This is a genomic window from Delftia sp. ZNC0008 (assembly GCF_000799035.1).
GTDB classification, from domain to species: Bacteria; Pseudomonadota; Gammaproteobacteria; order Burkholderiales; family Burkholderiaceae_C; genus Comamonas; species Comamonas tsuruhatensis.
The window spans coordinates 52,368-74,807 of the sequence record NZ_JTKZ01000654.1; the positions used below are offsets into that span (position 1 = coordinate 52,368).

Here is a 22,440-nt window from a genome sequence, read left to right on the forward strand (position 1 = left end):
ATGGCCCGCAACAATGTCTGTTTTTGGCCACTACCGTCAACCGTGCTCCGGCAGGCATGGTGAGTTGCGCGCAGTCTTGCTGATAGCATTCAACCTATATGTGAAGGTTTGTTGCGTTCTTTACATACACAAGAAGAGGGAGGGCAAGTTGATTGCTATGGGATCCTTATTCAGTCGCCAGCCCGCACCTTTGCTAGGCATCGACATCAGTTCTTCGAGCGCCAAGCTCGTTGAGCTGTCTCGTGCCAGGTCGGGCGAACTGTTGCTGGAGCGCTGTGCCATCGAGCCGCTGGAGCGGGGATGGATCACGGATGGCAACATCGAAAAGTTCGACGAAGTGGCAGAGGCTGTACGGCGGCTGGTCAAAAAAAGCGGCACGCGGACCAAGAACGTGGCCATGGCATTGCCGGCTTCGGCCGTGATCACCAAGAAGATTTCGCTGCCCGACGGCATGAGCGAGCAGGAACTGGAGGTCCAGGTCGAATCCGAGGCCAATCAGTACATTCCTTTTTCGCTCGACGAAGTGAGTCTGGACTTCTGTGTCATAGGCCCGTCATTGAATTCGCCTGGCGACGTGGATGTGCTCATTGCCGCCTCCCGCCGCGAGAAGGTGCAGGACCGCCAGGGCCTGGCCGAGGCGGCCGGCCTCAAGCCGATGGTCATCGACATCGAGCCCCATGCCTCCCGCATGGCCGCCGGACGGTTGATCGAGCGCCTGCCCAATCAGGGCAACAACGCTTTGGTGGCACTGTTCGAGGTAGGCGCCATGACGACCAGCATGCAGATCCTGCGTGACGACGAGGTGCTGTACGACCGTGACCAGGCCTTTGGCGGCGCCCAGCTGACGCAGCTGATCGCGCGCCAATATGGCTTCTCCCTTGAAGAGGCCGAGTCCAAGAAGCGCAACGGCGAACTGCCGGAGGACTACGCCTCCGCCGTGCTCAAGCCCTTCGTGCAGAGCATGACGCAGGAAGTGTCGCGCGCACTGCAGTTCTTTTTCACCAGCACGCCCCACAACCGCATAGACCACATCCTGCTGGCTGGCGGCTCGGCACCGCTTTCCGGCCTGTCCGAGGCCATCACGCAGCAGACCGGATTCGCCTGCAGCCTTGCCAATCCCTTCGATGGCATGGAAGTCGGCAGCGGCGTGCGCCTCAAGCGCATGTCGCGCGAGGCCCCCGCCTACCTGACCGCCTGCGGTCTGGCCATGCGGAGGTTTGTGTCGTGATCCTGATCAATCTGCTTCCTCACAGAGAAGCCACACGCAAGCGACGCAAGGAAGCATTCCAGGCCACGATGGTCCTTTCGGCCCTGATAGGGGTTTTGATCATTGGTGCTGTCTACTGGTGGTACCAGATGATGATCGAAGCCCAGCAGGCGAAGAACAGCATGCTGCGCGCCGAGATCACGGTGCTGGAGTCCCAGATCAAGGAAATCGCCGGGCTGGAGGATGAGATCACTGCCCTGCGCGCCCGGCAAAAGGCCGTGGAAGACCTGCAGTCCGATCGCAATCTGCCGGTGCACATGCTCAACGAGCTGGTGTCCCAACTGCCCGATGGCGTCTATATCACGAGCATCAAGCAGGAAGGTCTGGCCGTGACCATGCAGGGCACGGCGCAGTCCAATGAGCGGGTGTCCGAGATGCTGCGCAATCTGTCCGAGGGAACGCCCTGGATCTCCAAGCCGGAACTGGTGGAGATCGTGGCCAAGACGGTCAACGTCACGCCCAAGGACCAGCGCCGTGCTGCAGCGTTCAATCTGCGCTTCCAGCTCACGCGCGCCAGCGTTGCGGAGAAAGGCCTTCCGACGGCGGCCAACCCAGGAAAGTCCCAGTGATGGCCAAGAAGAAAAAGAACGACATCGACTTCTCCGCACTGCAGGAGAACATCCAGCGCCAATTCCGTGGTCTTGATCCCAATGATCCTTCGCGGTGGCCCTTGCTGCCGCGTTTTCTGTTGTGCGTTGCCATTGCGTTGGGCGTTGCCGCCTTGCTCTGGTACGTACTGATCAAGGACTATGAGGACATGCTGGAGCAGGAGCGCAACACCGAAGTCACGCTGCGCCAGGACTTCAGCCAGAAGCTGTCCAAGGCGGTCAGCCTGGATGGCCTGAAGAAGCAGCGTGAACAGGTCCAGCAATATGTGACACAGCTGGAAAAGCAGTTGCCCAGCAAGGCGGAAATGGCTGCGCTGCTCTCGGACATCAACCAGGCCGGACTGGGGCGCAGCCTGCAGTTTGAAACGTTCCGCCCCGGGGCGATGGTGGTCAAGGAGTACTACGCCGAGCTGCCCATTGCTTTGAAGGTCACAGGACGCTTTCATGACATCGGTTCATTCGCTTCCGACGTGGCCTACCTGTCTCGCATCGTGACCTTGAACAACTTGTCGATTGTCCCTGTGGGCAAGGACGGAAGCGAGGTCCTGAGCATGGAGGCGACGGCGCGAACCTTCCGCTATCTGGATGCCGATGAAGTGCAGGCGCAGCGCGCGGCTGCCGGGAAGGGCAAGAAGAAATGAGACACATGCGCTGCAGCGTCTTGCTTATGTTGTCTGGCTGTTTGGCCGTCTCGGGCTGCACTTCTTCTGATCAAGAGGAGTTGCAAACCTGGATGGCTCAGGAGAAAGCCAATGCAAAGCCTCGGGTCAAGCCTTTGGAAGAGCCCAAAGCGTTTACGCCCCAAGCCTACCTGGGGGCTGATGGCATGGACCCCTTCAATCCCTTGAAACTGATGCAGGTGCTGCGCAAGGAATCGGCCCAGACCAATGCGAATACCAGCCTGATTGCCGCAGAACTCAACCGCCGCAAGGAGCCGCTGGAAGCAGAGCCCCTGGATGCAATGACCATGGTGGGCAGCCTGGACAAGAAGGGTGTGCCTACGGCGCTGATCAAGGTAGGAGCCTTGCTATATCAGGTTCGTGCAGGAAATTACCTGGGACAGAACTACGGAAAGATCACCCGGATCACGGAGACTTCCATCCAGTTGCGGGAAATCGTCCAGGATGGCAGCGGCGACTGGATAGAAAGAAATAGCACACTGGAGTTGCAGGAGGGAAGGAAATGATGGGTACACATCGCAGCATGTCTCATAAAGCTCGCTGGGGAATCGCCTTGGGCGGTTGGTTGCTGGGCTCTTTTGCATGGGCGCAGTCCGCGATAGAGTCGGTCTCCGGTTCCCTCCAGGGGAGCACCGAGGTGGTGCGCATCGAGCTTTCCGAAGCGCTGGCTGCGGACCCGACCGGATTTGCGATCCAGTCGCCTGCACGGATCGCGCTGGATTTTCCTGGCGCAACCAATGCGACGGGCAAATCGATGGTCGAGCTCAACCAGGGCAACCTGCGTTCCATCAATATCGTGGAGGCCTCGGGCCGTTCCCGGCTGGTGCTGAATTTGAAAACGGCGACTTCCTACCGCACTGAGCGCCAAGGCAAGGCGTTGCTGATCCTGCTGGATCCTGTAGCTGCGTCTGCTGCGGTGAAGCCTTCTGCACAGCAGGGTGTGTTCGAAGCCAAGACAGCCGTCGGTAGCGATGTCCAACCCATTCGGGATGTTGATTTCCGTCGTGGCAGCGATGGCTCGGGCCGCATCGTCGTGGGATTGAGCAATAGCCAGGTCGGCGTGGACCTGCGCCGCGAAGGCAAGGAACTGGTCGTCGATTTTCTGCGTTCCTCCCTGCCTGAAGGCTTGCGCCGCAAGCTGGATGTTGCGGATTTCGGAACACCGGTGCAGACAATCTCATCGGTGCAGCAGGGGGAATCCGTGCGCATGCGTATCGCTCCCGTCGGTGACTGGGAGCACAGTGCCTACCAAAGCGACAGCCAGTTTGTGATCGAGGTCCGCCAGAAAAAGGTGGATGTGAGCAAGCTCACGCAGGGCCCCGGCTACAGCGGTGAAAAGCTCTCCCTGAATTTCCAGAACATCGAAGTGCGGTCCCTGCTGCAGGTGATTGCCGACTTCACGAACTTCAACATCGTGACCTCGGACACGGTTTCCGGGGCGCTGACCCTGCGTCTGAAGGATGTTCCCTGGGACCAGGCGCTGCAGATCATCATGGATGCCAAGGGCCTGGGCATGCGCAAGTCGGGCTCGGTGCTCTGGATTGCGCCCAAGGATGAGATCGATGCGCGCACCAAGCGTGACTATGAAGCCGCCATGGAAATCCAGAAACTGGAGCCGCTGCGGACCCAGAGCTTTCAGCTGAACTATGCGAAGGCAGCCGATATTCTTCAACAGATCAGCGCAAGCAGCGGTGGTGGCGGCGGGACTGGCGGAACCTCCACCAGATTTCTGTCTGAGCGCGGATCTGCGATTTCGGAGCCCCGAACCAACCAGCTGTTCGTGACCGACACAGCCACGAAACTGGAAGAAGTGAAGGTGCTGCTGGCGACACTGGACGTGCCTGTTCGCCAAGTGCTGATCGAAGCTCGTATCGTTGAAGCCCGTGACACATTTGGCCGTGCACTGGGCGTCCGTCTAGGCGGCGGGGATTTGCGGGCTCAACGCGGTGGCGATGGGGGATACAGCATTGGTGGGGATAACCGCGTGGCCATCGGTACGGGTTTTGACAATGCCAATGCTTCAGCTGGGGCAAGCGGGCAGGCTGTGAATACCTCGGGAAATTTTGTCAATCTGCCTGGGAAGCTGTCAAACGTGGCGAACTCCGGGACGTTTGCCATGTCTATTTTCAATGCGGCTGCAAATCGATTCCTGACTCTTGAGCTTTCTGCCATGGAGTCCGATGGCCAGGGAAAGATCATTTCCAGCCCGAGGTTGGTAACGGCTGATCAAACCAAGGCATTGATTGAGCAGGGTACTGAGTACCCCTACTCTGTGACTGCGCCTAACGGTGCGACGACCATTGCTTTCAAAAAGGCTGTTCTGAAACTGGAGGTGACGCCTCAAATCACTCCCGAAGGCGATATCATTCTGGACCTCGATGTCAACAAGGATTCACGTGGTGAGAGCACGTTGCAAGGCGTTGCCATCGATACCAAGCATGTGCGTACCCAGGTTCTTGTCCAGAATGGTGGAACTGTAGTGATCGGCGGTATCTTCGAGATGGAGGAGACCAATACGGAAAACAAGATTCCGCTATTGGGCGATGTCCCTGTTCTGGGGCATCTTTTCAAAAGTCGCGTGAGAGAGTCCCAGAAGCGGGAAATGCTGGTATTTATTACACCGAAGATGTTGGCTGACATCAGAAGTGCTCGTTGAATGTAGTAGGAGATAGATAATCATGCAAAAAATCATGTTCGGTGCCATGCTGGCACTCGGTCTGGCCGGGTGTGGTGGTGGTGGAGGGAGTGCTGGTGAGACAAATCAGCCGTATACCATTTCGCTGCGCGCAGATAAGACGCAGCTGCCGGTGAATATTGGAAATGCCGGTCCTGGTATTGGTGCTGATGCGGCATATACGACAACAATGTATGTCGAGGCTCGTCAAGGAAATATGCCTATTCCTGGTGGGGATGGCATTTTTCAATGCGCCGTAACTGCAGGTCTTGATTCGGCAGTTCTGTATTATCTTGATGGAACGGATAAAAAAGACGATAAAGGAAATATCTCAGCCAGTCGTTCCATTGTGCTGGGCTCCAACTCTGGTAGTGCCACTTTCCACTTGCACGCAATCGACAAGGCTGGTGTAGCAAGCGTGACTTGCACGGTGACCGATCCCCGCGATAAGCGCCAGGTGAGTGCTGTGACCAGTGTTAATGTCGGTGGCGCTGCGCAGGGCATTCCTGCCAGCACGCTGGCCGTGACCCAGACGCCTGGCTATCTGGGATCCCGCGACAACCTCTCCAATCTGCGAAATAACGTAGCACTGGAAGTGAAGGTGGTCGACGACCGCAATCAACCGGTCACTGGTACCAGCCCCAATGTGCAGGTTCGGATTTTGCCCAGCTCGGCTTATGAAGGTGCGCGCCTGATCTCTGGATCCAAGGCTGGCTCTTCGTTGCAAGTCAATTCGCTCAACGGCATCGCACAGCTGTCGCTTTCCAGTGGCCCCGATAGCGGCGCCATCGTGCTGGAAACGACCGTGGACCGCCGGGACAATGATGTCAGCAATGGCATTCAGGATCCCATCAGGGCCTATACCGTTGTGGGTGTCTACCATGAGATCGCCAAGACGCCTCTGGCCCTGCCTGATGGCTTGAGCATCACGGGTGTCAAGGACCAGCCTCTGGTGTACGGCTTTGCAGCAACAGGCGGCATTCCTCCTTACCGCTGGTCGACACTGGGCGGTGTTCCAGACGGTATGCGCCTGAGCAGCGACGGCGTGCTTTCCGGTACGCCGACGGTGGTCGGAACCTTCAACATGCTGGTACGTGTGCAGGACGCACAGGGCACCGTGGTCGACAAGACCGTGACCGTGACCATTGCGGCCAAGGCACCTCTGGCCTTCACTGCACCGACCATCTCTGGCGTCCGTGGTGTGGCCCTGGCGTACGCACTGTCGGCAACCGGCGGTACCGCTCCCTACACGTGGGTGAGTCTGGGTGGCACTCCCGAAGGGCTGGCGTTGTCCAGCGACGGCATCTTGTCGGGTACTCCGACGGCGGATGGCACCTTCAACATGATCGTGCGCGTCACGGATGCCGACAACACGGTGATCACGAGGAACATGACCATCACGGTGGCCAAGCCGGCAACCACGACGCCGTAAAGGCGATGCCGTTCACGGCCATGGGAGATAATTTTGATTTCCCATGGCCCGTGCGGTAGCAGCAAATGGATGTTTCAGGCTTGGTAACCCGGGTGGCCCTGATCGGCCTGCCCGGCTCCGGCAAATCGACCATAGGGCGCCAGCTGGCGCGCCTGTGGTCGATGCGTTTTGTGGATTCGGACCATGTGATCGAGCAGCGCCTGGGCTGCAGCATCCGGGAGTTTTTCGAGCGTGAGGGCGAGCAGGCTTTTCGCGACATGGAGTCGCAGGTCATTGATGAGCTGTCGGCCTCCACATCCAGCCTGCTGTTGTCCACGGGCGGCGGCGTGGTGCTGCGCGAGCAAAATCGCCGCCATCTGCATGAGCGCACCCAGGTCTTCTATCTGGATTGCACGCCAGAGGACATCGCCGCGCGGCTGCGCAACGATGTGACGCGGCCCTTGCTGCAGGTGGAGGATCCGGCGTTGCGCCTGCGCGAGTTGCTGCTGCAGCGCGAGCCCCTGTATCTGGAGACGGCGCACTTCGTGATCCAAACATCCGGCCTGTCTGTGGCGCAGGCCGCCCAGCGCATACGCATGCAGGCTGAGCTGGCCTGAACGCTGCCCGCTGGAACACCAAAGGCCTCGGCACTTGCCGAGGCCTTTTTCTTTAAGATCGGCAGTTGCCGGGCGCGCTGCCGTGTCGCGGAAACCTTTTCATTCTTTCTCCCCTGGAGCGACATCATCTTGCCCCACGCCTCCTCCTCGCCTGCTGCCCAGGTCGTGACCATTGACCTGGGTGAGCGCTCCTATCCGATTGCCATCGGCACCGGCCTGCTGGACCAGGCGGCCACCTATGCCGCGCTGCCTTCTGCGGCACAGGCCGTCATCGTCAGCAACGATGTGGTCGCACCGCTCTATGAGCCCGCACTGCGCCGCGTGCTGGAGCAGCGCTACCGCAGCGTGCGGACCGTGGTGCTGCCCGATGGCGAGGCCCACAAGGACTGGCAGACGCTGAATCTGATCTTCGATGACCTGCTGTCCGGTGGTTGCGACCGCAAGACCGTGCTGTTCGCGCTGGGCGGCGGCGTCATCGGCGACATGACGGGCTTTGCTGCCGCCAGCTACATGCGCGGCGTGCCCTTCGTGCAAGTGCCCACCACGCTGTTGTCGCAGGTGGACTCGTCGGTGGGCGGCAAGACCGCCATCAACCATCCGCTGGGCAAGAACATGATCGGCGCCTTCTACCAGCCGCAGCTGGTGGTTTGCGATCTGGCCTCGCTGGACACGCTGCCCGTGCGCGAGCTGAGCGCCGGCCTGGCCGAGGTCATCAAGTACGGGCCCATCGCCGACATGGACTTCCTGGCCTGGCTGGAGGAGAACATGGATGCCTTGCTTGCCCGCGACCGCACTGCACTGGCGCACGCGATCAAGCGCAGCGTGGAGATCAAGGCCTGGGTGGTGGGGCAGGACGAGAAAGAGGCCGGATTGCGCGCCATTCTCAATTTCGGCCACACCTTCGGGCATGCGATCGAAGCCGGCATGGGCTACGGCAACTGGCTGCACGGCGAAGGCGTGGGCGCCGGCATGGTCATGGCGGCCGAGCTGTCGCAGCGCCTTGGCCTGGTGGATGCCGCCTTTGTGCAAAGGCTGCGCGTGCTGATCGAACGTGCGGGCCTGCCGGTGCGCGGCGCCGTGCTGGATGAGCGTGACAACGCTGGCCGCTATCTGGAGCTGATGCGCGTGGACAAGAAGTCCGAGGCGGGCGAGATCCGCTTCGTTCTCATTGACGGGCCGGGAAAGGCCGTCATGCGCTCGGCGCCCGATGCCTTGGTGCGCGAAGTCATAGACGCCTGCTGCGCCTGACGCGCGGCGCTGGGGGGCAAGCCAGAACTGCTAGAGTGCCCTTGTCAGCATGATGAGGCGATCGAATGCAGAAACAGGCCCTGGCCCCCTATGCCTGCAACCCGGCGCTCAGCCGGGGGCGGCGTTTCCCGGAGGCGCCTGCGCCCACGCGCAGCGACTTCCAGCGCGACCGGGACCGCATCGTCCATTCCTCGGCCTTCCGGCGCCTGGTCTACAAGACCCAGGTCTTCGTCAACCATGAGGGCGACCTGTTCCGCACCCGCCTGACGCACTCGCTGGAAGTGGCCCAGCTGGGCCGCTCGGTGGCCCGATCGCTGCAACTTGACGAAGATCTGGTCGAGGCCATCTGTCTGGCCCACGACCTGGGCCACACCCCCTTCGGCCATGCGGGCCAGGATGCGCTCAATGCCTGCATGCAGCCGCATGGCGGCTTCGAGCACAACCTGCAAAGCCTGCGCGTGGTGGACCGGCTGGAAGAGCGCTATCCAGCCTTTGACGGCCTGAACCTGAGCTTCGAGACGCGCGAGGGCGTTCTCAAGCATTGCTCGCGCACCAATGCCGAGCACCTGGAGGCGCGCGAGCCCGGCGGGGTGGCGCAGCGTTTTCTGCTGGGCCGGCAGCCTTCGCTGGAGGCCCAGCTGTGCAACCTGGCCGATGCCATTGCCTACAACGCCCATGACGTGGACGATGGCGTGCGCTCCGGCCTGATCACCATGCCCCAGCTGTGCGAGGCTGTTCCCCTGTTCGCGCGCTATCACGACGCAACACTGGCCGAGCATCCTCAACTGGGCATGCCACTGGCCGAGCGGCGCCTGCTGTACGAAAGCATCCGCCGCATGCTCAGCGATCAGGTCTATGACGTGATCGCCGCCACGCAGCAGCGCATTGCGCAGGCGCGGCCCTGTTCGGTGGACGAGGTGCGCGCCCAGCCTGGCCCTCTGGTGGGCTTCAGCGATACCATGAGGCAGCAGTCGCAGCAGCTCAAGCAGTTCCTGTTCCGCAATCTCTACCGCCATGAGCAGGTGGTGAAGACCATGGAAGGCGCGCAGCAGGTGGTGGCCGAGCTGTTTGCGGCCTACATGGTCGAGCCCGACCGCATGAAGCCGCGCTTCGTGCAGCGGGCCATGCTGGCCGAGGACGTATCGGCGCGTGCGCGGGTGGTGGCCGACTTCATCGCCGGGATGACGGACCGCTACGCGGCCCGCGAGCATGAGCTGCTGACAGGCCTGCGCCTGCTGGGCTGAGAAATCCGAGCAACGGCGTCGCCGGGGCGGCGCGGCTAGAATGCGGACCCTGCGTGACAGGGCAGGGAAGGGTTCCTGGACGGTTTCGCAATGTCTGGGGGCGCAGTGCCCCCGTTCGCATTTTTGAAGGGCACAGCCATGACCGATACCAACCACGAGATTCGCGCGGCCGAGTTTCCGCCTGTCACCGTGATCGAGGATACGGTGCACTGGCTCGAAAAGGCCGTGATCGGCCTGAACCTGTGCCCCTTCGCCAAGGGCGTGCACATCAAGGGCCAGATCCACTACACGGTCAGCCAGGCCACCGACGCCGAAGGCGTGGCGGCAGACCTGCACCGCGAGCTGGAGGCGCTGGCCGAGGCCTCCCCGGACAAGCGCGACACCACGCTGCTGATCCTGCCGCACGCATTGCAGGACTTCCTGGACTTCAACGACTTTCTCGAAGTGGCCGACGCCATGGTCGAGGAGCTGGACCTGGGCGGCATCCTGCAGGTGGCCTCGTTCCACCCGCAGTTCCAGTTCGAGGGCACCGAAGCCGACGACGTCACCAACTGCACCAACCGCTCTCCCTATCCCACGCTGCACCTGCTGCGCGAGGACAGCATAGACAAGGCGGTCGAGGTGTTCCCCGAAGCCGAATCCATCTACGAGCGCAACATGGAGACGCTGGAGAAGATCGGCATCGAAGGCTGGCTGGACCTGGGTGTGGGCGCGCGCTGCCCTATGGCGCACGCAGCCAAGCCGGGCGCTGCCGAATGAAGGCGCGCCAGGGCAAGCCTGCCGCAAAGCCCGAGCAGGATGTGACCGCGCAACTGGGCCTCAAGCCCGGCCAGTCCATTGAACTGCTCAAGGCACTGCACATCCTCACGCGCGAAGGCAAGATCAACCAGGATTCGCGCCGCAAGCTCAAGCAGGTCTACCACCTCTACCAGTTCATCGCGCCCATCCTCGAAGAACTGTCGGCCGACGGCCATGCGGTCACCCTGGCCGACCACGGCGCCGGCAAGTCCTACCTGGGATTCATCCTCTACGACCTGTATTTCAAGCCGCTGGGGCGCGGCCATATCTACGGCATAGAAACGCGCGCGCCGCTGGTGGAGGCTTCGCAGAAGCTGGCTGCCGAGCTGGGCTTCGAGCGCATGGGCTTTCTGAATATGTCGGTGGCCGAGTCCACGCATGCCGACTTCATGCCTGCGCAATTCGACGTGGTCACGGCCCTGCACGCCTGCGACACCGCCACCGACGACGCCATCGCCTTCGGCCTGGAGAAGAAGGCCAAGGCCATGGTGCTGGTGCCCTGCTGCCAGGCCGAGGTCGCAGCCTGCCTGCGCCAGACCAAGGCGCTGAGCCTGACGCGCACGCCGCTGGCCGAACTGTGGCGCCATCCCATACACACCCGCGAAATGGGCAGCCAGCTCACCAACGTGCTGCGCTGCCTGTACCTGGAGGCCTGCGGCTACCAGGTCACCGTGACCGAGCTGGTGGGCTGGGAGCACAGCATGAAGAACGAGCTGATCATTGCGCGCTACACGGGGCAGAAAAAGCGCAGTGCGGTCGAGCGCATGCGCGCCATCCTGGCAGAGTTCGGCCTGCAGGATGCGATGGCGCAGCGCTATCCGCTGCTGCAGGCAGCCTGAGCCGGTTGCCGCTGCAGTCTCAGGCCCCCGCCACGGCGCGGTACCAGGCGATGCCATCGGCATCGATGCTGCGCTGCACCTGCCCCGCATGCATCAAATGATTCAGGCAGGCCAGGCTTTCGCCCGTGGCCATGCCCAGCAGGGCGGGGCTGGATTCGCTGATCGGGCGTGAGAAGAGGGCGCCGAAGACATCGACGGCGCGACGCGGCTCGGCCAGGGCGGCCAGCAGCCGGTCGCTGGCACGTTCCTGGCCTGCCACCAGCGAATCGATGCGCGCATGCAGGCCGCGAAAGCAATCGCCGTGCGCGGGCAGGACGAGCACATCGTCGGGCACTTCGCGCCTGACCTTTTCCAGAGACTCCATCCAGTCGGCCATGGGGTTGGCGTCGGGTTCCATGGGGTGGACCGAGACGTTGGACGAGATGCGCGGCAGCACCTGGTCGCCCGAGATCAGCAGCTTGAGATCGGGGCAGTACAGGCTGGCGTGCTCGGGCGAGTGGCCGCTGCCGACCACCACGCGCCACAGGTGTTTTCCTATGCGCAGTTCCTCTCCATCGTGCAGGCGGCGGTAGCTGTCGGGCAGGGCATGGATGTGCTTGCCGAAGTTGCCGAAGCGGGCGCGGTAGGACTCCAGTGCGCTGTCGCTCCAGCCTGCGCGGCGGTAGAAGGCGATGGCGTCGGGCGGGGCCTCGCGGCTGCAGTCCGAGACCACGACGCGGCAGTTGAGGTACTCCAGGCGCGTCATGTACAGGGGCACATGGAACTTGCGCGTCAGCCATCCGGCCAGACCCACATGGTCGGGGTGCATGTGGGTGACGAAGACGCGCGTCAGCGAGCGGCCATCGGTGGATTGGGAGAACAGCGCGCGCCAGGTGGCCACGCCTTCGTCGGTGCGCGCACCCGTATCGACGATGGCCCAGCCCTGGCCGTCATCGATGGCCCAGAGATTGATGTGGTCCAGCGCATAGGGCAGGGGCATGCGCAGCCAGAGCACGCCGGGCGCCACCTCCAGCGTCTGCCCGCGCTGCGGCGGCGCCTCGAACGGGTAGTCGAGCACCGGCCTGGGCGGCGCTTCCGGGGCCTGCGAGGCGATCGGGTCTTGGGCTGTCTGGTTCATGGGGTTCCTTGTTCCGTCGCTGGGTTGGCCGCAATGCTATCCGGCCCTCAGCGCCTTGCCTGCAACGATACGCCTGCCGGCCTGGGCTGACTGTCACTGGCTCGTCACGGGCTGTTCCTACAGTGCACAAATCAATCAACAGGGGGAGGGCGCGGCCTTGCCGCGGGGTCCCCTGCCTACAGAGGGATATCCGCATGAAACTGAAGATGTTGTGCAGCGCGCTGGCCGGTGCGTCGCTGCTGTTGAGCGCCTGTGGCGGCAGCGATGGATCGTCCGCTGCCACCCCGACCAAGAACGTGCTGTTCTTCCTGGGTGACGGCATGGGCATCACCACCATGACCGCCGCGCGCATCTACAGCGTGGGCGAAGACGGTGAGCTGACCATGGACAAGCTGCCCGAGACGGCCTTCGTCCACACCTTCTCGAACGACGCCCAGGTGACGGACAGCGCGCCCTCGATGGCCGCCTACATGACCGGCGTGAAGATGAACAACGAAGTCATCTCCATGACGCCCGACACCAAGGCCACGGATGCCAGCGGCAAGGCCTATCACACCAACTACGACAGCACCTGCCCCAGCGGCAACGGCCAGGCCGTTCCCACGCTGCTCGAGCAGATGAAGTCCGCCGGCTACGGCACGGGCGTGGTCTCCACCGCGCGCATCACGCATGCCACGCCGGCAACCACCTATTCGCACGTCTGCCACCGCGATGCGGAAAACACCATTGCCGCGGCCCTGGTGCCTGGCGGATCCGGCTACAACAGCAAGCTCGGCGACGGCGTGGACGTGATCCTGGGCGGTGGCTCGTACTACTTCACGCCCAAGGCCGACGGCGGCCGCCGCAACGACAGCCGCAACCTGATCGCCGAGTTCAAGACGCAAAAGTACAGCTACGCCGCCAACAAGAGCGAGTTCGACAAGCTGCCCGTGGACGGCAGCAAGATCGCCGGCCTGTTCACCAAGGACCACATGGCCTATGACCTGGACCGCGACGCGACCAAGGAACCGAGCCTGGCCGAGATGACGGGCAAGGCCATCGACGCGCTGTCGGCCAAGAAGAAGGGCTTCTTCCTGATGGTGGAAGGCGGCCGCATCGACCATGCACTGCACGCCACCAACGCGCGCCGCGCGCTGCAGGATACCGTGGCCTTCGACAACGCCATCCAGACCGCGCTGGACAAGATGGCCAAGCTCGATCCGGGCCTGAAGAACACGCTGATCGTCGTCACAGCCGACCATGACCACACGCTGCACCTGAACGGCTATGCCGCGCGCACCGGCAAGACCGAGGCCGGCAAGCCCGGCGTGCTGGGCCTGGTCAAGAACTACGTGGACGGCAAGGCCTCCACCGATGTGGATGGCAATCCCTACACCATCCTGGGCTTCGGCAACGGTCCCAAGCGCCTGGCCACGCGCGGCCCCATCGACGCGGCTTCGCTGGAGAGCCCCGACTACCTGCAGGAGGCCGTGGTGCCCCTGGCCTCCGAAACCCACGGCGGCGGCGACGTGTTCCTGGGGGCTCAAGGCATGGGTGCCGATACGTTCTCGGGCGTGATCGACAACACGGCCGTGTTCAACCTGATCAAGAAGAGCATCGGCTTGCAATGAAACACCCCCTGAGCGACTGCGTCGCTTCCCCCTCTCTCGCTTCGCGGGAGGGGGGCGTGCGGGCAGCCGACGACGCCCTCGCTGCGGGGCGGCCCTTGCTCGGCGTCCGCCGCCTGGGCCACGCCGGTTTCATGCGGTCCTAGCACGCTGTACGACCGGGGTCTTGTACCGCAATCAAGGCATTCAAAGTATTCAAGGAATTCCACATGCATCCGATCCTCCAAAAGACCTCCCTCGCCCTGGCGGTGGCCGGCGCGCTGGCGCTGCTGGCGCCTGCAGCCCATGCGGCTGGCGAGGCCAAGAACGTCATCTTCTTCCTTGGCGACGGCATGGGCCCGGTCACCGTGACCGCCGCGCGCATCTACAAGGGTGAAAAGCAGCTGGCCGAAAAGGCCGGCTCCCTGGCCAGCAGCGAACGCGCCACGCTGACCATGCAGTCCCTTCCCTACGCCAGCCGCATCAAGACCTTCTCGCGCGATGGCCAGACCACGGACAGCGCGCCCTCGATGGCCGCCTACATGACCGGCGTGAAGATGAACAACGAAGTCATCTCCATGTCGGCCGAGACCATGGCCTACGCGGCCAACGGCCAGCAGTACATCAACGGCGAGGACACCACCTGCCCGGCCGGCAACGGCCAACCCGCGCAGACCCTGCTGGAGCTGTCCAAGGCCAAGGGCCGCGCCGTGGGCGCCATCTCCACCACGCGCGTGGGCCATGCCACGCCTGCGGCCACCTATGCCCATATCTGCAACCGCAATGGCTACAACAGCATTGCCGAGCAGTCCGTGCCCGGCCATGCCAACTACAACGCCAGGCTGGGCGATGGCATCGACGTGCTCATGGGTGGCGGCCAGCGCAACTACCTGCCCAAGTCGGTCAACCCCAGCAGCAAGCGCACGGACACGGCCAACCTCGTGGACATGATGAAGGCCAAGGGCTACGCCTATGTCGCCAAGGGCAGCGAGCTGGCGGCCCTGGACGCGACCAAGGCGCCCAAGCTGCTGGGCCTGTTCACGCAAAGCGAAATGGCCTACGAGCTGGACCGCGTCAAGCAAAGGCTGGACGAGCCCAGCCTGTCCGACATGACCGGCAAGGCGCTGGACGTGCTCAGCCGCAATGACAAGGGCTTCTTCCTGATGGTGGAAGGCGGCCGCATCGACCACGCACTGCACGGCACCAATGCCAAGCGTGCGCTGGAAGACACGTTGGCCTTCGACCGCGCCATCGAGACCGCCATGGCCTACATGGAAAAGAAGGATCCGGGCCTGAAGAACACGCTGATCGTCGTCACCGCCGATCACGACCACAACATGGTGTTCAACGGCTACTCCAAGATCGGCAACCCCATCCTGGGCAAGGTGCAGGACTACCAGAGCGGCCAGATGGCCAAGGCCCAGGACGGCAAGCCCTACACCACGCTGGCCTTCGGCAATGGCGGACGTCCCAACGCCACGGCCTCCAGCCAGGTCAATGCCGAAGATGGCAACAAGCCCTGGATCGCGCCCACGCGCGGCGCGGAGCGCCAGGACCTCCGCGGCGTGGACACCACGGACGACAACTACCTGCAGGAGGTGGGCCTGAACCTGGGCACGCCGGGCTCCGAGACCCATGGCGGTGGCGACGTGATGCTGTTCGCTGGCGGCGCGGGAGCCAGGATCTTCAAGGGCACGATGGACAACACCAAGGTGTTCTCCAAGGTCCGCGAAGCCGCTGGCCTGTAATTGTTTCTTCCTTCGTTGGCTGCTTGCCAACCCCTGGCCGGAGCCGTGGCACATGCGTGTGCCCGGCCCCGGTTTTTTCGCATTGGCTGGATTCCATGACGCTTTCCCTTCCGGCGCCGCGCGCGGCGCGCCACATCTACGCGGCCGCGCTGCTGGCCTGCTCCGTCTCCGCAGCATGGGCCGCCGAGCCGGCCAAGGCGGCGGCATCCGCACCCACGGCCGCAGTCCCCGCTGATTCCGTGGCACGCACCACGGCCGCCGTGCAGGCCACGCCCGAAGCCGACCTGCGCATCACCTATGAAGCCATGAGCGTGGGCAGCGACGGCGTGCAGCGCAGCAGCGTCTATACCAACCGCGTCTACCGTCGCAAGGCCCAGCTGTGGATAGAGCGCGAAATGCCCGCCGCCCTGCGCCAGAGCCAGGAGCACGGTCACGACCATGCCCACGGCCCGCACGCCGGCCACGCCCATGACGAAGCCCGCGCCGCACCCCTGTCCATCCGCCGTGCCGATGACGGCAAGGTCGGCGTGGAAGTCATCCTGGCCAAGCTGCGGCGCGTCATCAGCGTGGACCTGGCCCACCACGGCAACGTGGGCTACGGCGGCTCCTTCGACAACGTGTACTGGATCGTGCCTCCCACCGCGCTGCAGGGCATGGAGCGCGTGGGCAAGCCGCACAACGGCGTGCAGCGCTACCGCGGCACGGCAGGCGAGCAGACCACTGTCATCGACTGGGACGTGGCCAACCAGTTCGCCCGCCGCGTGGAGCGCAGCGACTCCCACGGCACCGAGCGCATCGTCGTCACCGCCAGCAAGCTGCCCGCACCGCTGGCCCAGCCCTGGAAGGCCATCGAAGGCTACGACAAGGGCGACTACTCCGATCTGCTGGATTGAGCACCTGACACCCCAATGCAAAGAGCTGCCCGGAGGCAGCTCTTTTTTATTCCCCATTTCAATGCTCAAACGCATGGCGCTGGAAACCGGCGCAGCCTAACACCAGGGGCGCCGAGCAAGAGCCGCCTCGCGGCGATGGCGCCGTCCCCCTTCAGGGGGAAGCCGCGCAGCGGCTCAGGGGGAGGCCAGTTACACCTGTGCTCCGGAGTCTTTTACGACCTTGCTCCACTTCGTCGATTCGGCCTTGATGTAGGCGAGGAATTCGGCCGGCGTGTCGATCACGACGTCACCGCCCTGGTCGTTGATCTTCTTGACCACGGCCGGGTCCTTGAGCACCTTGGCAATGGCCGTGTACAGGCGCTGCTGCACGGCAGCGGGCGTCTTGGCCTGGGTCCACAGGCCGAACCACGAAGTGGCTTCGTAGCCGGGCACGCCGGCTTCGGCCACGGTGGGCACATCGGGCAGTTCCGGCGAGCGCTTGGCCGTGGTCACGGCGATGGGACGCAGCTTGCCCGAGCGCACATGCTGGATGGCCGAGGGCATGTTGTCGAACATGATGGCGATCTGGTTGCCCAGCAGGTCGGTGATGGCCGGGGCGCTGCCCTTGTAGGGCACGTGCACCATGTCCAGGCCCGTCATGGAGCGGAACAGCTCGCCCGACAGGTGGATGGAGCTGCCGCTGCCCGAGGAGCCGTAGTTCAGCTTGCCGGGGTTGGCACGCGCATAGGCGATCATTTCCTTGACGGTCTTGAACGGCTGGCTGGGGTGGGCTACCAGCAGGTTGGGCACGTTGGCCACGCGCGTCAGGGGCGAGAAGTCCTTGATGGGGTCGAAGCCGGGCTTGGCGTAGAGCGCGGCATTGATGGCATGCGTGCCCACGGTGCCCATGAACAGCGTGTAGCCGTCGGCCGGCGCACGTGCGGCGGCCACGGCGCCGATGTTGCCGCCCGCGCCGGGCTTGTTGTCCACGATCACGGTCTGGCCCAGCTCCTGCTGCAGCGCCTGGGCGACGATGCGCGCCAGGATGTCGGTGGTGCCGCCAGCGGCGAAGGGCACGAGGATGGTGATGGGCTTGCTGGGGAAGCCGTCCTGGGCCAGGGCGGCGGTGCCGGACAGGGCGCCGAGCGCGGTCAGGGATGCGGCGGCCAGCGTCTGCAGGCCACGGCGGCGGGTGAAACGGGTGGTTTGATCAAACATCGAGAGGTCTCCTGATTCGGCAATAAGGTGGATGGCCGGGCCCGGCAACGCCGGGCTGGGCCAGGGCAATGCCCTGTGTGGCGCACGCCTGTGCAGGCGGGCGCTTCCAGTGGTTCTTCTTGAAGGGGGTTGTGCCTGGGAAGGCGTTCGGTTAAACGGGTCGGTCAGACGGGCGCCACGCCCAGCGTGGTGCCGCCGCAGATGTAGAGCACCTGGCCGGTGACGAAGCCGTTGTCGGGCGACAGGAAGAACAGCGCGGCGCGCGCCACGTCTTCCGGTGTGCCCATGCGGCCCACGGCAATGCTGTTGAGGATGCGCTGGGTCTGCGGCGCGCCTTCGGGGTTGCTCTTGGTGAACAGCTCGGTGGCGATGGGGCCGGGGCCCAGGGCATTGACCGTGATGCGGTCGCGGCCCAGCTCCATCGCCAGGGTGCGCGTCAGGCCGATCAGGCCCGCCTTGGTCGCCGAGTAGACGATGCGGTCGGGCTTGCCCAGCGCGGCGCGCGAGGACATGTTCACGATGCGGCCCTCGCCGCAGGCACGCAGCGTGGGCAGGAAGGCCTGCACCAGCAGCATGGGCGCGCGCAGGTGCAGTCCCACCACATCGTCCAGATGCCGGGTGCTGGCGTTGTCGATGGTGCCGGGACGCGTGGCGCCCGCGTTGTTGACCAGGGCCACCACGTTGTGCGCGGCGGCAATGCGGGCCGCCGCCTCGGCGGTGGCCTGCTCGCTGGTCAGGTCGGCCTGGTAGCTCACCAGCAGCGGATGGCTCCAGTCGGGCAGCACGTAGTCGAGATTGACCACGGCGCGGCCCTGGGCCAGCAGGGCCTCGGCGATGGCGCGGCCGATGCCGTTGCTGGCGCCGCTGACCACGGTGACGGGTGTCTTGTTGTCCACGGTGCTCATCGCTGTCTCAGACCTTTTCCAGGATCACGGCAATGCCCTGGCCCACGCCGATGCACATGGTGCACAGCGCGTAGCGGCCGCCCAGCGTGTGCAGCTGGTTCACGGCCGTGGTAGCCAGGCGGGCACCGGAGGCGCCCAGCGGATGGCCCAGCGCAATGGCGCCGCCCCATTGGTTGACGCGGCGGTCATCGTCGGCAATACCCAGATCGCGCAGCACGGCCAGGCCCTGCGCGGCGAAGGCTTCGTTCAGCTCGATCACGTCCATCTGCTCCAGCGTCAGGCCGGTCAGGGCCAGCACCTTGCGCACGGCAGGCGCGGGGCCGAAGCCCATGATGCGCGGGGCCACGCCGGCCACGGCCATGCCGACCACGCGGGCGCGGGGCACCAGGTTGTATTGCCTGGCGGCTTCCTCGTTGGCCAGCAGCAGGGCGCAGGCGCCGTCGTTCACGCCGCTGGCATTGCCGGCCGTCACCGTGCCATCCGGGCGCACCACGCCCTTGAGCTTGGCCAGCGCCTCGATGGTGGTGGCGCGCGGATGTTCGTCCTGGCTCACCACGATGGCGTCGCCCTTCTTCTGGGCAATGGACACGGACACGATTTCCTTGGCCAGGTAGCCGGCCGCGATGGCGGCGGCCGCCTTTTGCTGGCTGGCCAGGGCCATGCGGTCCTGGGCTTCGCGCTCGATCTTGAAGTCGTCGGCCACGTTCTCGGCCGTCTCGGGCATGGAGTCCACGCCGTACTGCTGCTTCATCAGCTTGTTGACGAAGCGCCAGCCGATGGTGGTGTCGTACACGGCGTTGCTGCGGCTGAAGGCGCTTTCGGCCTTGGGCATGACGAAGGGGGCGCGGCTCATGCTTTCCACGCCGCCCGCGATCATCAGGCGGGCCTCGCCCGCCTTGATGGCGCGCGCGGCCGTGCCCACGGCGTCCAGGCCCGAACCGCACAGGCGGTTGATGGTGGCGCCCGGCACATCGATGGGCAGGCCGGCCAGCAGGGCGGACATGCGCGCCACGTTGCGGTTGTCTTCGCCGGCCTGGTTGGCGCAACCGTAGAGCACGTCGGCCACGGCCGTCCAGTCCACGCCGGGGTTGCGCTCCATCAGCGCCTTGATCGGCACGGCGCCGAGGTCATCGGCACGCACCGGGGACAGGGCGCCGCCGTAGCGGCCGAAGGGGGTGCGGATGGCGTCGCAGATGAAGGCCTGGTTGGACTGGCTCATGGTGTCTCCTGGGAAAAGAATGAAGAGGTGCCGGGGTGCGCCGCAGCGCACCCACTGGGGGAGCGGAGGGATCAGGCCGTGGCCGTCGCGTCCTTGATGGGCAGGCCCACGATGGACTGCAGCTCGGCGTGCGAGAGGCCGGGCACGGTGTCGATCAGGCGCAGGCCCTCGGGCGTGCATTCCAGCGTGCACAGGTCGGTGTAGATGCGCTTGACGCAGGACAGGCCCGTGAGCGGATAGCTGCAGGCCTCGACGACCTTGCATTCGCCGGTCTTGGTCAGCAGGTCCATCATCACCCAGGTCTGGCGTGCACCCACGGCCAGGTCCATGGCGCCGCCCACGGCGGGAATGGCACCGGCCTCGCCCGTGCTCCAGTTGGCCAGGTCGCCCGTGGCCGAGACCTGGAAGGCGCCCAGCACGCAGATGTCCAGGTGGCCGCCGCGCATCATGGCGAAGCTGTCGGCATGGTGGAAGTAGCAGCCGCCCGGCAGCAGGGTGACGGGCTGCTTGCCGGCATTGGTCAGGTCATAGTCCTCCTGGCCTTCGGCGGGCGCCGGGCCCATGCCCAGGATGCCGTTCTCGCTTTGCAGGATGACCTCGCGGCCGGCCGGGATGTGGTTGGCCACCTGGGTGGGCATGCCGATGCCCAGGTTGACGTAGGCGCCGTCGAAGATGTCTTCGGCCACGCGCCGGGCCAGCTCTTGCTTGCTGCGTTTCTGGTAGCTGCTCATGCTCTTGCTTTCGGCGGTTGGGGCGCTCATGCGGTTTTCTTGAAGCCGCCGGCCTGGGTGGCCACGCGGTCGATCTTCACGATCTGGCTCACGTATATGCCGGGCGTGACCACGGCCTCGGGGTCCAGCGCGCCCAGCTCCACGATCTCGTGCACGGTGGCGATCGTGTGCTTGGCCGCCGTGGCCATCACGGGCCCGAAGTTGCGGGCCGACATGCGGTAGGTGAGGTTGCCCCAGCGGTCGCCCTTCTCGGCCTTGACCAGTGCCACGTCGCCGTGGATGGGATGCTCCAGCACATAGTGCTTGCCGTTGATCTCGCGCGTTTCCTTGCCGTTGGCCAGCTCCGTGCCATAGGCCGTGGGACAGAAGAAGCCGCCGATGCCGGCGCCGGCGGCGCGCAGGCGCTCGGCCAGGTTGCCCTGGGGCACGAGTTCCAGCTCGATCTTGCCGCTGCGGTACAGGTCGTCGAACACCCAGCTGTCCACCTGGCGGGGGAAGCTGCAGATGATCTTGCGCACCTGGCCGCTCTTGAGCAGCGCGGCCAGCCCCTGGTCTCCGTTGCCCGCGTTGTTGTTGACCACGGTCAGCTCGCGTGCGCCCTGGGCGATCAGGCCGTCGATGAGTTCGGTGGGATTGCCCGAGGTGCCGAAGCCCCCGATCAGCACGGTGGAGCCGTCCTGGACGCCCGACAACGCCTCGGCGATGGTGTCGGTGATTTTGTTGATCACTTGCTTGTCTCCGGTATGCAGGCCGCTGGCGCTGCGCTAAAATGTTCGTATGTAGAACAAAAGTTCGCAGAAAGAATTATAGAGCCATGGAAAAAAATGCCGCTTCCGTAATTTCCACAGGTGGGGTTGAAGAAGAGGGCGGTACGCCGCGCCCCGGCGACAGCTATGTGCAGTCCTTTGCGCGCGGCCTGGGCGTGATCCGCTCGTTCAGCGCCGAGGCGCCCGCGCAGACGCTCAGCGAGGTGGCGGCGCGCACGGGGCTCACGCGCGCCGGGGCCCGGCGCATCCTGCTGACGCTGCAGACGCTGGGCTATGTGAAGAGCGACGGCAAGCTGTTCCAGCTCACGCCGCGCATCATGGAACTGGGCTTTGCCTACCTCAGTTCCACCCCGGTCTGGAACCTGGCCGAGCCCGTGATGGAGAACCTGGTCGACGAGGTCAAGGAGTCCTGCTCGGCCGCCGTGCTCGATGGGGGCGACATCGTCTATGTGCTGCGCGTGCACACCCACAAGATCATGAGCACCAACCTCAGCGTGGGCTCGCGCCTGCCGGCCTGCTGGACTTCGATGGGGCGCGTGCTGCTGGCCGGCGAGAGCGATGAATCCCTGCAGGCCCTGCTGGATGCGCGCGAGCGCCGCCAGTTCACGGCGCTGACCGAGCAGAACGACGAGCGCCTGCGCCAGCGCATTCTGGAGGTGCGCGCCCAGGGCTGGGCCCTGGTGGACCAGGAATTGGCCGAAGGCCTGATCTCCATCGCGGCGCCCGTGAAGAACGCGGCAGGGCGCACCGTGGCCGCGCTCAACATCAGCGGCCAGGCCAACCGCAACAGCGCCGAGATGATGCGCGTGCAACTGCTGCCCCGGCTGCTGGCTGCCACGCAGCTGGTGAGCCAGCTGCTGAGGGCCTCGTCGCGTCTTTCCCTGTAAAACG

Annotated in this window: 21 protein-coding genes; 15 read left to right on the top strand and 6 right to left on the bottom strand. The window is 64.4% G+C overall.

Annotated elements, in window-relative coordinates; all coding sequences use genetic code 11:
* Positions 1-148: 148 nt before the first annotated feature.
* From L995_RS21410 to L995_RS21460, 11 genes are all read left to right on the top strand, one after another.
* Positions 149-1,228, top strand: a complete 1,080-nt coding sequence (locus L995_RS21410) for a pilus assembly protein PilM (RefSeq protein ID WP_047473589.1) — start codon at positions 149-151, stop codon at positions 1,226-1,228.
* Positions 1,225-1,836, top strand: coding sequence for a PilN domain-containing protein (locus tag L995_RS21415; RefSeq protein WP_016445538.1), 612 nt, complete (start codon positions 1,225-1,227; stop codon positions 1,834-1,836). Before L995_RS21410 ends, L995_RS21415 begins: the two co-directional genes overlap by 4 nt.
* On the top strand, positions 1,836-2,516 hold the full coding sequence (locus L995_RS21420; protein ID WP_016445539.1) for a type 4a pilus biogenesis protein PilO: 681 nt from the start codon (positions 1,836-1,838) through the stop codon (positions 2,514-2,516). Before L995_RS21415 ends, L995_RS21420 begins: the two co-directional genes overlap by 1 nt.
* A complete protein-coding gene (locus L995_RS21425; RefSeq protein WP_034364816.1) occupies positions 2,513-3,061 on the top strand; it encodes a pilus assembly protein PilP in 549 nt (182 codons plus the stop codon). The genes L995_RS21420 and L995_RS21425 overlap by 4 nt, the downstream gene beginning before the upstream one ends.
* Positions 3,058-5,211 (top strand): type IV pilus secretin PilQ, encoded by a 2,154-nt coding sequence (gene pilQ, locus L995_RS21430; RefSeq protein WP_016445541.1) that lies wholly within the window; start codon positions 3,058-3,060, stop codon positions 5,209-5,211. The genes L995_RS21425 and pilQ overlap by 4 nt, the downstream gene beginning before the upstream one ends.
* 22 nt (positions 5,212-5,233) lie before the next feature.
* On the top strand, positions 5,234-6,661 hold the full coding sequence (locus tag L995_RS21435) for an Ig domain-containing protein (RefSeq protein ID WP_016445542.1): 1,428 nt from the start codon (positions 5,234-5,236) through the stop codon (positions 6,659-6,661).
* Positions 6,662-6,726: 65 nt separating this feature from the next.
* Positions 6,727-7,257: a shikimate kinase gene (locus tag L995_RS21440; RefSeq protein WP_016445543.1), complete on the top strand. Its 531-nt coding sequence runs from the start codon at positions 6,727-6,729 to the stop codon at positions 7,255-7,257.
* A 129-nt stretch (positions 7,258-7,386) separates the two neighbouring features.
* Complete coding sequence (gene aroB, locus L995_RS21445; protein ID WP_047473592.1) at positions 7,387-8,505, top strand: 3-dehydroquinate synthase; 1,119 nt, start codon at positions 7,387-7,389, stop codon at positions 8,503-8,505.
* 65 nt (positions 8,506-8,570) lie between these two features.
* On the top strand, positions 8,571-9,749 hold the full coding sequence (locus L995_RS21450; protein ID WP_047473594.1) for a deoxyguanosinetriphosphate triphosphohydrolase: 1,179 nt from the start codon (positions 8,571-8,573) through the stop codon (positions 9,747-9,749).
* A gap of 138 nt (positions 9,750-9,887) precedes the next feature.
* Positions 9,888-10,508, top strand: a complete 621-nt coding sequence (locus L995_RS21455) for a DUF1415 domain-containing protein (protein ID WP_016445546.1) — start codon at positions 9,888-9,890, stop codon at positions 10,506-10,508.
* Positions 10,505-11,386, top strand: coding sequence for a class I SAM-dependent methyltransferase (locus tag L995_RS21460; protein ID WP_017406651.1), 882 nt, complete (start codon positions 10,505-10,507; stop codon positions 11,384-11,386). Before L995_RS21455 ends, L995_RS21460 begins: the two co-directional genes overlap by 4 nt.
* Before the next feature lie 19 nt (positions 11,387-11,405).
* Here the strand turns inward: L995_RS21460 and L995_RS21465 are convergent, their stop codons facing one another.
* Positions 11,406-12,503, bottom strand: a complete 1,098-nt coding sequence (locus tag L995_RS21465) for an MBL fold metallo-hydrolase (protein ID WP_047473597.1) — start codon at positions 12,501-12,503, stop codon at positions 11,406-11,408.
* A 194-nt stretch (positions 12,504-12,697) separates the two neighbouring features.
* Between L995_RS21465 and L995_RS21470 the strand changes: the two genes are divergently transcribed.
* The 3 genes from L995_RS21470 to L995_RS21480 all read left to right on the top strand — a co-directional run bounded on the left by L995_RS21470 (position 12,698) and on the right by L995_RS21480 (position 16,730).
* Entirely contained in the window at positions 12,698-14,113 is a 1,416-nt protein-coding gene (locus L995_RS21470; RefSeq protein WP_034364801.1) for an alkaline phosphatase, read from the top strand.
* Between the two features lie 206 nt (positions 14,114-14,319).
* Complete coding sequence (locus L995_RS21475; protein ID WP_047473600.1) at positions 14,320-15,837, top strand: alkaline phosphatase; 1,518 nt, start codon at positions 14,320-14,322, stop codon at positions 15,835-15,837.
* 95 nt (positions 15,838-15,932) lie between these two features.
* A complete protein-coding gene (locus tag L995_RS21480) occupies positions 15,933-16,730 on the top strand; it encodes a hypothetical protein (RefSeq protein WP_047473602.1) in 798 nt (265 codons plus the stop codon).
* Positions 16,731-16,919: 189 nt separating this feature from the next.
* Here the strand turns inward: L995_RS21480 and L995_RS21485 are convergent, their stop codons facing one another.
* From L995_RS21485 to L995_RS21505, 5 genes are all read right to left on the bottom strand, one after another.
* Entirely contained in the window at positions 16,920-17,927 is a 1,008-nt protein-coding gene (locus tag L995_RS21485; protein ID WP_047473603.1) for a Bug family tripartite tricarboxylate transporter substrate binding protein, read from the bottom strand.
* Between the two features lie 164 nt (positions 17,928-18,091).
* Entirely contained in the window at positions 18,092-18,832 is a 741-nt protein-coding gene (locus L995_RS21490; RefSeq protein WP_047473605.1) for an SDR family NAD(P)-dependent oxidoreductase, read from the bottom strand.
* A gap of 7 nt (positions 18,833-18,839) precedes the next feature.
* A complete protein-coding gene (gene pcaF, locus L995_RS21495; protein WP_012207361.1) occupies positions 18,840-20,051 on the bottom strand; it encodes a 3-oxoadipyl-CoA thiolase in 1,212 nt (403 codons plus the stop codon).
* A 71-nt stretch (positions 20,052-20,122) separates the two neighbouring features.
* Positions 20,123-20,782, bottom strand: coding sequence for a 3-oxoacid CoA-transferase subunit B (locus tag L995_RS21500; protein ID WP_026062883.1), 660 nt, complete (start codon positions 20,780-20,782; stop codon positions 20,123-20,125).
* Between the two features lie 26 nt (positions 20,783-20,808).
* Complete coding sequence (locus tag L995_RS21505) at positions 20,809-21,510, bottom strand: 3-oxoacid CoA-transferase subunit A (RefSeq protein WP_012207359.1); 702 nt, start codon at positions 21,508-21,510, stop codon at positions 20,809-20,811.
* Positions 21,511-21,596: 86 nt separating this feature from the next.
* Between L995_RS21505 and L995_RS21510 the strand changes: the two genes are divergently transcribed.
* Positions 21,597-22,436: an IclR family transcriptional regulator domain-containing protein gene (locus tag L995_RS21510; protein WP_017407349.1), complete on the top strand. Its 840-nt coding sequence runs from the start codon at positions 21,597-21,599 to the stop codon at positions 22,434-22,436.
* Positions 22,437-22,440: the final 4 nt, after the last annotated feature.